This is a genomic window from Pseudoalteromonas sp. SR45-5 (assembly GCF_014163565.1).
Classification (GTDB): Bacteria; Pseudomonadota; Gammaproteobacteria; order Enterobacterales; family Alteromonadaceae; genus Pseudoalteromonas; species Pseudoalteromonas distincta.
Genome location: NZ_JACJDN010000022.1, coordinates 1 through 15,600 on the forward strand (window position 1 = coordinate 1; position 15,600 = coordinate 15,600).

6 protein-coding genes and 1 pseudogene are annotated in these 15,600 nt (G+C 36.3%); all 7 read right to left on the reverse strand.

Annotated elements, in window-relative coordinates; genetic code table 11:
- Positions 1-891: pseudogene (locus H5072_RS01905) on the reverse strand (hypothetical protein); the annotation flags it as partial.
- Positions 881-1,543 carry an OmpA family protein gene (locus H5072_RS01910; RefSeq protein WP_182692498.1) on the reverse strand — a complete coding sequence of 221 codons (663 nt, stop codon included), beginning with the start codon at positions 1,541-1,543 and terminating at the stop codon, positions 881-883. The pseudogene H5072_RS01905 and the gene H5072_RS01910, both read right to left, overlap by 11 nt.
- Before the next feature lies 1 nt (position 1,544).
- Positions 1,545-3,821 (reverse strand): hypothetical protein, encoded by a 2,277-nt coding sequence (locus H5072_RS01915; RefSeq protein ID WP_182692499.1) that lies wholly within the window; start codon positions 3,819-3,821, stop codon positions 1,545-1,547.
- 3 nt (positions 3,822-3,824) lie between these two features.
- On the reverse strand, positions 3,825-4,163 hold the full coding sequence (locus tag H5072_RS01920) for a hypothetical protein (RefSeq protein WP_182692500.1): 339 nt from the start codon (positions 4,161-4,163) through the stop codon (positions 3,825-3,827).
- Between the two features lie 149 nt (positions 4,164-4,312).
- Positions 4,313-10,600, reverse strand: a complete 6,288-nt coding sequence (locus H5072_RS01925) for a DEAD/DEAH box helicase (protein WP_182692501.1) — start codon at positions 10,598-10,600, stop codon at positions 4,313-4,315.
- Positions 10,593-14,099, reverse strand: a complete 3,507-nt coding sequence (locus H5072_RS01930) for an STY4851/ECs_5259 family protein (protein ID WP_182692502.1) — start codon at positions 14,097-14,099, stop codon at positions 10,593-10,595. The genes H5072_RS01925 and H5072_RS01930 overlap by 8 nt, the downstream gene beginning before the upstream one ends.
- Positions 14,100-14,474: 375 nt before the next feature.
- Positions 14,475-15,600: DUF2130 domain-containing protein (locus H5072_RS01935; RefSeq protein WP_182692503.1), on the reverse strand; the 1,126-nt coding region annotated here is incomplete at its 5' end.

The following is a 15,600-nucleotide window of genomic DNA, read 5'->3' on the forward strand; positions in this document are numbered from 1 at the left end:
ACTTTGGGTATCATCAATATTAAGGGCTGAGCTATTGATATCCTTGCTAAGTAACTTAACCAGTAATTCAAACAAGAAATAATTACTTATTTCATATTTTTCCTCTAACACCTTTCGCGAGGCAGGTTCTAATTCATACCAGAGGCTTTGATCTTCACTTGGTAAGCAATTCTCTTTTATCCATGTATCTAATATATTAGAAAACTGAATGTGGCTTTGGACCAGTTCATTGATTACAGATAACAGTTCAAATCGAGTTAATGGCGAAAATGAAGAAATTAACCATTCAGAACTAATAGTATCGAGTGCTTTAGGTAAACTATTAATAAGATTATTAATTAAACCTTTTCTTGTTGCGTTAGGTTTCGCAAGTTTAAGTTTATTAATAAAACATAATGTTTGACTATTATGTGCCAACGCAAGCTTATTGCAGGAAATATAGTCTGCTTTATAGATATTTGTAAGCCACTCAACTCTTCGGTGATGCCTTTCGTGTAGAAATGGCTTCACGATCGATAAAGTATCAAGTAATAACACAGGGTAAGATTTACGTTCTTTTTCAATGAATTGACTGGCTAAAAAGAAAGCCATATTCGCTACTGCATCATAGTTATTTATACACTTCCAAAGTAGTATGCTTATTTCTTGTTTTTCCAGTTCATCATCAATATAAATATCGTTACAAAAAAGCATCAACCATTCACTCAATGTAATAGCATCTGCCATATCATTTTTGATAACGTTTATTATTTGAGTATACGTTAAAGGTGGAAAGTTAGGCTCAATATTAGATACACCACTATTTTCAAGATTTGAACTAGTGAGTACATTTTTTAAACTATTTCCATTAGGTATTATTGGTGACCTAAATTTAATACCGCTACTCAACATTTTTCAGACCACTCTGTTCAAATGACCCTAATAACTCCTGCCCTTTAAACTGAAACCTAAACATAACTTTCCTATCAGCAGCATTATCTGAGTTTTTATCTGCATCAAGCGGCCCTCTGCCAGCCAAAAGTGTTTTATCAAAAAACTCCTGTTTCTTATCAAAATCCATATTATAAATATAATATGAAACACTATTGGCTCTCTTTACACTCAACTCCATATTGTAGCTAAATCCACCTTCGCGGCTTGAATGCCCCTCTACAATAATTCGAGAAACTTCCTCAGCTATATCTTCACTTTGAAAAACTACATTACTGTATATAGGAATAAACTTATCTAAAAATGTTTTGCCGCTATCTTTTAACGTATAGTCACCTTGCTCAAAAAGGACGGAGTCTAATATTGAAATATCACCAGTTACAGGATCTGCCTCTACCTCAATATTTGCTTCATTAAGTGCCTTATTAATTCCTTGAATAATTAGGATGCGCTTATTCTTACTGCTCTCTTGAGACTCTGATATTTGCACAAGTGCGCTTATTAATAATAATGCAAATATCATCAACAAAGCAGACATTAAATCACCTATGGATAACCATGCACCACTGTCATCTATTTCATCAATGTGTTGAGCACGTCCAGAAGAAAGCATATTAAGCCTCACTCTCTGAAACTGATTTCTCTAGAACTTTAGCTTCAATTAAAAAATCTGCGGCTTGAGCTAATCGATTATGTATTTTACTAGCAGCTTCATCAAACCCTTTAAAATAAAGCTCTGTGCTTTGGTTTGCTTGCTCATAATACTTATGCATAGCTTTTGGTAAACCTTCAGTTATTTCTTTAAATACAGCACTTGCTTCTGTGTATTGCTTTTTAAGATCTCCTACTTGAATACCCGTGTTTCTTGCTATATCTTCAAGTTGAGAGAATGTAGATGACTCAGTGAGTCCAATAGCTTTTACCAGTCTTTCAATCGTAACAACACTGCTCTGTAAATGTTGATATTGTGCAGTAAGCTCTTGTAGTAAATTGTGGCGGGTTTGATACTCTTGCTCAAACACATCTTTAAACCTATCTACCACTTCTATTAAGTTGTTACGTTGCTTACCGAGTGTATCCTCTAGCAGGTTATTTTGTTGATTAAAGAAATCATTTAAATTTTCTTGATACTGAGATCTAAATGACTCAAGTTCACTTTGAACTGTCCTAGACATATTGAGAACTTTTGTATCTATATCACCCAAACCTATTTGTAATTGCTCTCGAGCGTTATTCATTAGTAGGCTAGCACTTTCACCTGTTTGACTAATAACCTTTGTTTGTTCTTCAAACGAAGCATTTGTCTTATCTAATAATGTCCCTAACCTATTTTCAATTTCTAGATATAGTTTAGCTTCCTGTTCTGTTCTAGAGTCTAAAGATGCTTCTAAATTTTCACCCATTTTTTCAAACGCATCTGCCGCTTTTTCAGTACTACTATCAAATGCAGCCCTTTGTTCTTGCATACCAGTAACCGCAATTTGAAGTACTGAATCTATTTGATGGGTAACTTCAGACACTGCTTTTGACTGTGCTGCAAACGAATCACTAGTTTTATCTAATAAACTTTCTAATCTAAGTTCAAAATTTTCGTATAAACTACTTTCTTTTTCAGCCCTTGCATCCAGTGCGCTTTCTAAATCAACGCTCATCTTCTCAAAAGCCCCTGCTGCTTTCTCACTGCTACTGTTGAAAGCAGCTCTTTGTTCTTCCATTCCTTTAACCGCAACGGATAATATTGAATCAACTTGAGTCGTTATTTCTGTCATGGCAACCTGAGTCTCAGATTTAAATGATGACAGAACATCTTTTAGAGACAGTGCAAATTCTTGAAGTTTTTCCATTGTATTTTGATTAAAAGTATCAATTGTGGAAACAGTATTAGCTACTTCTGCCAAGGTTTTTTCAACATTTGTATTTAGTTGCTGATTAATTTCATTGCTCTGTTTAACAGTATTAGCCGTATCGCGAAGCTGCTCTGTAACTGGCCTAATAAGCTTCGTTTCCATTTCATTTATCAAGGATTCAACTAACTGCTTATGGTTTAATTCATTATCAGTTTTCAAAGCTTTTAACTCTGTAGTTAAATCGTTAAACACCGGCGCTATATTCTCTATCAATGAGTTATTAACTGCTGAAGATATTTTTTCAGAAATGACATTTCCATTAAACGACTCAGCTAATTGATTAAACTGCGTTAATTGCATTGACATATTTTCATTTAACTTATTAAAAGCACTACTTAAATCAACTTGTCCACCAGTATTAGTATTGCTTGCGATCTCATGTAAAACATCTAAAGGAGTTGCTTCCAAGCAATTTTTAGAAAGGAAATGAGCTACATTTTTACGAGCTTTATTTGTACTTGATATGCGCCATTTAAGTATTACGATCATGAAAGCTGATGTAACAAGACCAGCTAACGAAGTCGCAAAAGCAGTTTTCATACCTGTAAGTAAAACAGCAGCAGAATGGAGTAAGGCTGTAGAGTCGTTACCTACATTCCCTAAATCAAAATCTGAGAGACCTATGGTAATGCCTAAAAAAGTACCTGCAACACCTATGCTTGTAAGGAGTGCTGGTATTGTTTTATTAGACGAGTCATAGTAATCACCTGCAATATGGTTTAGTGGTACATTCGTAATCAATAAATTATTACGTTCTAATAATCTGCCTTTCTCACTTACAAAGCAGTTTTTCAACCATGATTCATTATCAAAGCTTTTTGAGTTTACTAACCTTCTTAACTCTTCAAGCTTACTATTTTGGTTCTTAATGTAATTCTTACTTTTAACTACTTCAGATACTGCTACATAAAGAAAAAGAAAAATTATGCATACGCTAAAAATTGCCGTTATTGGGTCTTGAAGAAAGAGCGATAAAAAGCTCATATTCTATACTTCCTTATTAAAATATTTGTTTAACTCTTGATGTGTAAATAATGATTCAGCCAACCTTTTAGGAATATGCTCTGCATCACTTTTAAAGCCGATACTTGTTTGAACTGGCTTAATCAACCTAACACTATAGAGATCTTCATCATGCATATTAGAATCCGTTGCTAAAGCCAAAAAGCTAGCCTCAGGATAAAGCCTGAGTAAATTAGCTTGCCAAGAAGATTTTTGCTCTCTTAGCGATATAGTGATTGGGCTACCTTTACCAAAGTCATCCCGAGCCAGTTTCCATGCGTGATTAATGGCAATAATACGCTCAATAATTTGTTCGAACTTCATAACTCACCCCCCTTTTATCCAAAGGGGGCTCCAATTTAAAATACCAGATAATAATTTTAAAATTGCTATTCAGATAATTATTAGCTCAATAAAATAGATATATTTAGCAATTTTATTATCATGATTGTTACTCAATAGATTTAAAAACTTCACTCATACTTAACTGCAATATACGAATCATGACTTGCAGCTTCTAAGTTAAACGACCACCGTGTGGAGGCTTCTACTTGCTCGAATTCATCTTTTGTAAAATCAAATGAATTATATCGGTAAGGGTATCGACTGCTCCAGTAGCCCATCCCTTGATCAAAAATTATTTTCACCTCGCTTTTATCTTTCAGTTTTAAAAGTAAAAAGCGGCCATGTGGTAACTCTTTTGGCTCAGTTAATTCAGGGTATACATTTAATCCATATTTTTTACTTAGTTGGCTGTAATAATAAAGCTGATCATCATGGTTCTCCCAATTGTCTGCCACGCACACTGGAGGGCGATTGTGCAGAGCCTTTTTCGGATATGCCGAATAAAGTTCAAGATCAAACTCATTCGTATTTTCTTTTATCGCAGCAACAAAGTTAATTATTAAAAATGAACTGAGGGGGGAAACTAAGTATTTGTCATAATAGACAGCACTTGATATTCCGCATGAAATTTTCTCTAAGAATTGCTTATCGCTCTCTGATATAAATTCAAATAAGTTTTCTCCGAAAGCCTGAACATTACAATTCAAATTATTGCTAACATTGTCTATAACTACTGCTGAAGTTAAGTTAGATTTACTAGATATTTTGTCTAAATTTATTAGCTCAGATATGACTATTCTATCAACTGTAGGTTGTGATTTTACAATAAGGGTATCTAGGGGCTCACCCCAGGCTACACTAGGGAAGCTTGCGCTTTTATCTAGCGTTCCCCAAGACTGAACATTGTTACCTTTAATAACATCAAACAACATATATCCACTTTTATTAGGAAGTGCATCATAGTCACAAATATGCCAGCTTATACCCGGAACAAGATCCTCTTGAATACTCCATGCGATGTCTGGCTGGAGGCTTTCGAGATACTTCCTTTCTATATAAATAGAAACGTCTATATTAGATGTAGCAAGTTGATTAACCCAATTTCTGTACTTCCACTCAGACCAATCCCATTCTTTTATATCTTCACCTAAATAGATGCGAATACCCGTTACATCTGTATCAATGACTTTCGTCATTAACAAAGACATGCTATCCATCTCTGCAAGGGAATCATTACCGAAAATCCTTAACTCTTTAGGTAACCTTAACTTTTCAACGAATTGTGAAGCTGCCAAAAAGTTACTTGCATGAATCCTATCTAAGTTATCAACTTCATGCTGTGTATCATAGTCCAAAAGGCAGGCATGACATGCACCTTCACATTCTCTATTAGTGCATGTATCAAGATAAGTTCTAGCCTCAGCTATAATGTCAGTAAAGTTATTTAATATCGATGTTGAAAAACCTGCGCCTTGTGAAGCAATATCATACAAAAATAAGCTTGTAACTTTTAAGCCTCCTTTTTGTGTTACATCACGAACTGCAACACCTAACTCATCAGTTGTAATACCAGCTTTCTGAGCCAACATTATCCTTATGGCGACCCCAAGGGTATACATTAATTTGGAGTCAAAAATGGCGCTACCTGTAATCGGGTCATTTATTTGTATTTCGAAAATACTAGTTTGAACGTCGTGCCCCAGCAAAAAGGGATGTGTAACTTTGGTCTCTTTGTTGTCAGTACTAAATTTACTTTGTTTTATGGCCCACGAGTTTTCTGAACCTTGGCAGTAAATACTGTTATCAATACTAGTACCTTGCAACCTTTTGTGCTGTTTGGTTAATTTAGAAACACCACCATTGTTATCCAAAGCTTCAGCTCTGCCACAACATAAACACAGCGCGTAACCTGCGCCACTCCCCTCATTAAAGTGGAATAGTTTTCCGTTATCATTGGTTCTATAACGACCAAGTTCAGGGTTGGGTAATGGTTGCCACATAGCATCTTCTAAAGATATTTTAGGCTCTTTAAATGGTAAGTACTTGGGTTGCGTATAATCATTATGTAATGGCATGCTATAATCAACGGTGAAACCCGATGGAACTATATACTCTTGCCATCTAATATTACTTGAACAACATTCCGTATTAGTACAGTTTTCAGGCTTGATTACAGACGTACTAGTAGTGTGGCATTCTTTACATTCCCATGAAACTCTAAATAGTTGTTGTTCGCTAATCTCATTTTCACTAAACGGCATTTTCCAATTTAATTGTAAACCTTGTGATTGATAAACTACACTATCTAATACAATTTCTGCACCTGGTGCATATTCTCTTAAAGCTACATCCAAACTTCTGCTTGGGTAGCCTCTTCGCTGGAATTTATTTTGCTTACTACCAACTGAATTCCTATTTTCCTTACTATCTTTACTGTTAGTTACAAGTGCGACCACACCTGTTGGGAAACCATACCCTGGTAAAAAACCACTTCCAGATAGCTCTGCTAATAAATAATTCTCCTTTAAACGCTTTAGTTGCCCTGATAACTTTCTCAGCGCTGGACCACCAGTACCAGTAGTATCACAACGACTTAGTTGAAAGTCTAATGAATCGTATTCCTTCATCCACTTTTTACAAGAACCGCTCATTTCGTCTTGTACCATTGAAACTAATAGTTTCCAGTCATAAAGTGAAAATACGGTTTCAAATTGCAGTTGAGTGATGCCAGCTTCTAAACGCTTATTAGTAAGTGCTTCAGTTGAACACCAATCTTGGAATTGTTGCACTACTGATTTACCGCCTGCTTCTGGTTCGAGAAAAAATGTCCCAGCATGCATTTTTAAAATGCTCTCATCTCTTTGATAAATTGACATTAAAAAAGTCGAAAGTATTAGTGAGTTGATATGTCTCAACACTAGAGGTTTACTATTTAGTGAAACCAGAGGCACGTTAATTGGGGTTTCGAAAGGCCACTTAGGGTGTGAGAATACGCGCTCGCCATGAGGAGTAGATTTGCAAAACGTCAATGCCATAGCTGTAGACTCTTGCCTTCGACCAGCACGACCCGCTCGTTGTAGATAGTTAGCTGGACCTGGAGGAACATTATTCATAACAACCATTGAAAGAGAGCCAATATCAACGCCCATCTCCATTGTTGTCGAACAACTTAAAATCTGTAAATTCCCTGACTTGAATGCATTTTCTAATCCAGCTAAACGCTGACTTTCTTGTTGTGCTGAATGCTCTGCCGCACGTATTAAATTAACCCCCTCGATAATGCGGTCATTTAAATCACTCCAGTAACCCTGCTCCCTACCTTGTTGAATAAACTCTTCTGAAGTTAAATCCTCTATTTTTGCACAGTAGTCAAATCGTTCATCTTCATTTGGTAAATAAGGAGATATACCTTTCAAAGTGGTATCTAAAATACGACTTGTATAAGGGCACAACCACCCACTAGTCATCAACTGCGGTGCAGCTACCTTTTCAAAATTTAAACGATAGCCTCTATCGTTATTATCTTTAATTAAAATATGTTGCTCGAGTAACTTTTTCCAAGCGTCGCCTAGCACATCATTAAATAATAAACAGTTTTCTTTCGGATTTAGCCCTGTTGCTTTTGCCAACATTCGTACAAGTCGATGCATACTTCCTGTAGGCTTTGCCGTTGGCCATTTACGTAGAGCTTTCTTTTCTATTTCATCTCTTGGCGCGTCTTCAGAACTAATTAAACTACGAGGCATAATTCGTGCCCCCATCCAGTTCAAGTAGTACTTGGGTATATCAACAAAAGTATTCTCACGAATCCAAAAATCTATGCATATTTTTAAAAAGTCTTTCCAATCATCTAAGTTATTTAACCCTATGCTTCGCCATGATTGAGGCTCTTCGTTAATAGCATTAATTGCAGGATATGTTAATGCGACAAGCCCCATTGTTTCTAAACTGTTTTGTGTCTTTGGCCTACGAGCAAACTCTCGATATAAAAATAGTCTTGCCAAATTTTTAGGATCTGAAAGCTGAGGTGCTTTGCGTTCATACTCACCCGTTTGTAGTTGATCTTTTTGTTCGTCAGTTAGTTCGTCTTCTATTGCCCCAGAAAGTAACTGTACCTCATCCGTATTTGATAGTTGTTCAACTAAATCAAACCAAGATACTGAAGCTGTATTTTTAAGAGCATCTCGATATTTAGGTACCGCATTCATTATCTCGTTGTCTGTCTTTCCCATACTTTTTAGTGCTTCGATGATCCCTTTTGTATCTTCGTCCAACTCATTTTGTTCACTAATAGTAGCCAAGCGATGATAAACATAACTACGAACAAAATTACGCTCTGAGTCAAGTTGCATCTTTGCAGAAAAACGAGCTGTACCTTGTCGGCTATCAGTAAAAGTTATCATTCGTTTACCACGGAGATCTTTTACATCGTCACTTTTCCCTGGCGCATGTTCTAACATAGTAGGTACAACAGTCCCCATTAAAAATGGTGCACCAAGTATTGCTCGTTTAAAGTTAGTACCGGTTTGTTTTTCAACTTTCTCACAGCAAGCACAGCGTAAACCATCATGGTCATCATTAGTAATAACGCTGATCGCATGGCTTTCTTCTTCATAAGAGTGAGACAGTGCCATAGTTTTGAAGTTTAAGTATCTAATTCCTTTTTCTGATTTTAAAGGTGAAAAAACTTGAGCATGTTTGGTCAACTCTACTTCATCTTCTACCCCTTCTTGCTCTGAATCATCTGGCTGCTGTTCTACTTCATCAGCATAATCGTCAAGTAACTCACCAATCCTTACACTTAATTGCCTCTTGCCTCCCGATACAACTAACTCTTCAGCATTTAAAGAGCTTGTTCCACATCCTGAACAATGGGCTAACTCAAATACTGGGGCACCACAATCACAATGCCGCTTCTCTTCGAGGTAAACTTTGCCAAATTCCCAACCACTTTCTAACAAAGTACCTTCTTTTTTAGAGCAGTTAATATCAATACAACTCCAAATTCCTTTTTGTGCTCTATGAAAAAAGTGCGCTCTGACTGGTAAAAATGCTTGGGGATCACTAGATTGATTTGAATATGCTTTCGCCATTAAATCAATCAGAAGAAGTGACTTCTTCTTTTGGTTAGTCGTTATCTTATTATTCAATGGCCAAAGAACCTTAGCTATATCATCTAAACTCATAGGCATCTTGGTTAATTTTTCTCTTAAACTTTTAGCAACTGGTGAGCTAGATAAATAAGCGAATAACTCATTACTTGATAATGTAGCCGCATAACCAATATCGAGTTTATCATTGGAATCATTCTCTTTTATCGATGGTATTAAGCGATCGCCATTTACTACATGGACTTGTGATGTCTCAATACCTGCTAACTTCGCTAAATAAGCCTTCAGTTGTTTATTTGTTTTTTCTTGATTATTTTTATCACCTATTGTGGCTGAAGTTGCTACAAAGCGAACATTTTTTGGGTTTACTTTAAAGGCGTGCATCACACGGGTTAATAATAAAGAAATTTCTGCGGCTTGAGACCCTACATAAGTATGAGCTTCATCTAACACAATCCATTTGAGCTGACCTTCAGATTGCTGAATTATTGGTTGGTCTTCCTGCCTGACCAGCATGTATTCAAGCATTGTTGCGTTAGTTAATAGTATTGGCGGGGGCGTATCTCTAATAGTTTTTCTATATCTAACCCTTTCAGGCGTGTCTGCTTGTTCTTTTCTTAATATATCTTGTTTGGGAGGTTTATTATCAGTATCGCCATTATAGAGGCTATATTTTATCTTACCTTCAAAGCCTCTTGTCCAAGCACTTAATCGCTCTCGTTGAGAATTAATCAATGCGTTTAATGGATATAGAAAAAGTGCTTGCACCCCTACTAAATCGTCTTTAGATGCTTCAGCTTGCTTTGCTAAATCATTTAACAATGGGACGAGGAAACATTCTGTTTTACCAGACCCCGTGCCACTAGTCACAACAACTGACTTAACATCATCACCTTTTAAATGCTTCCATGCTTCTAATTGATGCTGATAAGGAGGTCTAGCTTCTGGCCATGAATAATCTTCCTTAATATCATTACAATATCGATGAGACAAATCATCATTATAGTCTTCTTCGTCAACAGGTTTTGGCAAAGGAGGAGTTGTTAAGTTATTAAATAAAGTGGTGGATAATTCTTTATTCTGTACCAAACTCAGCAGAGAAGATTTTGAAGGGTTCCAACCAAACATTGCTTCGAAGATAGGATCAGCTAAAAGACTATTCTCTTCACCAAATCTTGCAGATAACTCTTGGTGAATGTAGTTACGTAGGGATGGATTTCGTAACCTCATTCGGCTTAATATTGCTTGAGAACTCCGCTCACAAATGTCTTCATATAATTTTGTAAATGAAATGTTTTTAGTCATGAGCATTGTCCTTGGAAATTAAAAAACTAGCTTGAAGAGCTAAACTGTAAGAGCTGTGAATCCACTCTCTATCATCAGAAAGTAATCTTGATATAGCGACTTGTAAGAAGCGAGAAAATGGTTTGTAATTTACAGGAAAATCATCTACTGAGTCTAAATGCCCTGCAGCCCAGTAAGCCGTAAGTACAGGTAATTCAAGCATAAAGAATTGGCTTTTATAAATATGCTCTGAAATGTTCCGATTTATAAGTAAACAATGAAGCTTTTGAGGTAATACTGCTCTCATCAAATTAGGTTTTAATTCGTGTCTAAACTCTTCGTCTTTTCTAGCTGATTGAAGTCTGCAGATAAACTTGCCACTCTGGCGATCAAACAATTCTTTTTTTCCTTTGTGAAATAAATCAAATTGGTTTAACTTCCAATCGTCATTATGGCTATTTATCCACTCACAAGTTTTACCTATTTTCTTGTATCTAAGAATATCTGCAATTGTCGCGAAACCATCCCCTCTAGAAGAGAGCTTTTCTAAAAAGTCTTCAATATGCATGACCTTTAGTTGCATTATCATTTCTGCATTTAAGCTAAAATTAGATACTTCACGATCGATTCTAGCGATAAGACTATCCATAGCAAAAAGCCAATGTTCTAAAGTTAAACATAACCAGCTAAAAGGAAGTTGGTTTTGTAGCTTCCAAACAGATTCAAACCACTCTTGATCTGACTTTCTAAACAAGAGTAATGCGAAGGATTGAGGGTAATCTAGCATATGTGTAAATATGTTAAATGTATTTGCTCGAACCAAATCCAAAGCATTTACAAATAGCTCTACCTCACTCCAAGCTTTGTAATTTGGATCTTTTACCATTAACTGTAATACATCATGAAACCATCTAACGTTATTACTTTTTACTGCACAAGTTAAGGTTCCATCAAAACTTACATTTTCACCAAAAATTGTCACCACTGTGGGTTGAACTTTATGTTCAGGGTCTGCAAAAACAAGCCAAGGGCCCGTCTGTAAGTCATTGGGAACAACAAAAGCCTTTCTGTTCAGCTCGTCATAGTCAACATCCATGACAACTTCACTTTCAGTAAGTTTCCACATAGGACGCAGCTTTAATTTGACAGATTCTGGATGTTTATGAGCATCAATATTACTAATGAAAAACTTTTCTTTAACTCTTCTTTCATTATTAATAGGTATAGCTAGATGCCTGTCAGGGTAAACTTTGCCTAAATCAGAACGATAATCCAAAAATTTATTTTCTACTCTAAAACTAATGTAATCCCATGTATTGTCTGATTGAGTATATAAGATGTTGGCTAATTTAATTAAAACCTGACAATCGATTAGCATTTCAGAAGATATTTCTTCATTTTCAAAGCGTAAATGCTCGTTTAAAGAAACCTTAACTTCATCACGCTGCTCTCTTTTATTTTCTTTAATCAGAACAGCATTAATTTTAAATCCCCATATCGCTTTTTCGTTATCACAAACTACTTTTAACGAGCACCGATATAAATCATCAATACAAATTCGTTGATATTTTGTTATTGGCCGACCTGTATGTGAAATTAGGCAGAGTCCATTTTGCCCTGTGGGGATTTCGAATGATAATGAGCCGGCATATGGCCAACGAAGATCAGCGCTGACAGAAGCAGAAATACTATTAGGTAATTGAATGTTTAGTCTTTGCCCAAAAATAGCCGGTTCAACACTCTTAAGCCAACGTTCCTGAGAGTGACATAAAGCAACACCATCATTTTTAAAATTTATAACGTTAACTTCGAGCCTTCCTGCACCATTTAAATTATGGGTAAAATTAGAGCTTTGAGGAATTACATTAAGATTTGACTGCCAAGCAACATCACCACCCTTAACCCATAAAATATTACCTCGACCAAATACATTATCAGCATGCCAAGCACATACTTTGTCACTTTCTTTACTTTTCCAGAAAATTTCCTCTGCTGAAATCTCACTCGTACTACCATCTATATTTGAAACAAGTGTTGGTAATCCTTTATACACTTTCTCATCAACAGCTAATGGCTCTAGGGCCCCCACTATCTGACAAGTAACAGTATTAGTGCTAACGCAATCAGTAATAACCTTAAATGAACCGTGTATGGTTGATATTTTGGCAATTCCATATATCTCATAAACAGCCCGCGCCTCGCCAGGTATTTTAGCAATATACTCAACCGTCGATAACAAATTCGCAGGAAGAGGTTCTACTGAAGAAACTATATATACTTTCTCACTCTGGCTTTTTACAGAGCCCTCACCTATGAACATCAAGCCTTTGGAAGCTGGAGCAAAAACCCAAGGCATTACATCTGATAATGCTTCGCCACGGAAATAAATATTTGAAGTTAGTTTTTTATCTTCACTCCATAACTCAAAACTAAGTTCACTTCGTGCTGATTCCCCAAAGTAACTAATCGCCTTACGAGATACTTGCCAACGTTCGGCTCCATCTGCTTTTAAATTAAAAGAAGCTGATAATTTTCTATCAAGCGCAGAACTTAAAGAATACATATCGAAAAAATTAGGGAGATTTACATTTCCTAATTGATCATTGAGATCATCAGGGTTAATTGTTGCGTTCAAATGTACGAGCGCTTCTACGTACCACCCTTCATGGCCTTCTCTTAAAAATCGCGTTATTCTTACAGGATGTTTTTCTCTTTTTACAATACTCGCTGCCCGTCTGAGCAATACTCGCATTAACTCAGTAGCTTCATTATCATTTAAAAGAAACTTTAAACCTTTCTTCCATTTTGGATTTTTAGCTTCTAGTTCCAAAACGGGGTCTTTAACTGCATAGAGGTGATATTCATCTCGTAACAAAATAAGATCTTCGACTAATGTTGAAGCTAATTCTGCAAGAGCATCCTGTTGCAAGCTTTTAGGTAATTTTGGCAAAAACTCTTTTGCTAATTCATATGATGATTTACTGAGGTGAAAGCGGCTATATTCCTCAATTATATAAATAAGGTACAGTCTTAAGTAAGTTTCGTTTTCTCCAGTTAAGATAGCTCGTGGAAAACCACCTTGACAGAACAAAGTCGCAAAATATTCATCTCTTGTCGTATCAAAAATAATTTGCTGCCAAGATTCTAAACCTCTCTTCACTGTAGCTCGTATTGAAGATTGATAATAAGGCTTGTAATCTTTAATACCCAAGCTATTAAAGAGTGGTTGCCATTTATCTCTACCTCCAGAATAATTCCTTTGTAACCATGTGGTTGAATAAAGAACAAACAATTTATCAAATATAACTGAAACGTTAAAAACGACGCTAGGTGACTTACCCCCTAACATTCCCTTTAGTTTGTACCTTAGAGAAGTCAGCTCTTCATCAGTTACTTTATACGCCCAAATCGGCTTACCTAATAATCTTCTACGTGGGGCAATACTAAGAAACTCACTCTCCCAGTGTTGTAATGCGCTAATGCCAGTTAACTTTTTAGAAGATATATTCGAAATACTCATAAAAAATCGCCTACTTTTATGAAGCGAAGGTGTTGATATACTTTTTTAGTATATAGACTTACGTCAAAATTATTTTGCACAGGGGATTCCCTCATCAATTGATGCATTAGCTGTATATAGAGCTAGGGGTAATAGAATGATTGGCTCGTTTGAAATTTTTATTATCCGAGCAGAGCTATAAATAGAGGGGTAACGCTGGGGTATTATCACTGCAATTCCTTTTTACTGCTTCCCGACCTTGGGATAGTTATATACTACTAGCGTTAATCTACCATTCATTTTACTCAAATCAAGTGGTTAAGTGATTATTTGGATAAATCACTTATATTAGCGACCAGTTAAGAGCAAAATTTGCTCTTAACTGGTTTTTGTTTATTACTCTAGAGCAGCTATCTCATCCAACATTGGCATTCCGCCATGCGAGAGGCCTTGCAGCTCACCACAAATTGACATCATTTGCGCTGTGATACCTGTAATTTGCCCTTCACGCTTTTTCCAGATCCTTTGCATTGCGTTTCTTTCTTTATCAAGTTCAACTTTCATTTGTTCTTGATGATCTACAACCGCTTTTAAACGATGAACAAATTGCGTGCTGCAAATATAATCATATATGGCTTCTACTTGTTCACTTTTGCCCGAACTCACCGTTTTTTGGCGCTGTGATTCTAATAGAACTATTCTAAGCGCCTCACTAAGGCCTTTTGCTAAAGCAGGTTTAACTAACCAAACTCCATCAACCATTAACATGGGCTCATTTGTATTAGCAGGAAAGACTGTTGTTACTAGCACTCCAATATCACCAGCGGCACTTTGTACATCTGTTTTAAGTTTGCTAACCCAAGCGTTTGACCAATTTTCAGCTCGCTTTGTCTCCCACACTATTTTTCCGCACACAGTACCTGAGCGCATGCAAACTGTTTGAATAACATCTGCGCCTTTAGCTCCTTTTTTTACGGGTTCAATAAAATCAAGCGGATATAACTGTGCTAGTGTAGTCTCAAGCTCAAGCTCTAAAACCTCCCCCTGTAGCTGTTGTGATCCTTGCTCTAGCTTGCGCTTAAGGTCGTTATTAGCTTTGGAAGCATCATCAATTTTTTTACGGTACTCAGCTTCTTTCAATTTGAACTCATTTGCAGCATCATCACGAAGTAACTGCTTTTGCTCTTCAACTTTACGTGCTAATTCAAGCTCAAAGTTTTTTTGTTTATCTTCAAGCTCTGTTTTGGCCTTTCTGAGTTTAAGTTCTTCATTTCTAAATTGCTCTAATTGCTCATCTTTAGATTTTATTGATGCCTCAAGGCTTTGCTTTTCTAGCTTCACCTTTTCAAGCACGCGCTGCTCTGCTTTAACTTTTTCAGACTCAATCTTTATTTTGAGTGCTTCTTCGCTTTGCTTGCTGTCTTCTAGCTGTTCATTTAATTGTGCTAGTTGCTGCTGAAATACTTTAGACGCTGATTTTTCCGCATCTTTAGTGGCTTGGGCTTTAAGGGTAGTTAATTGC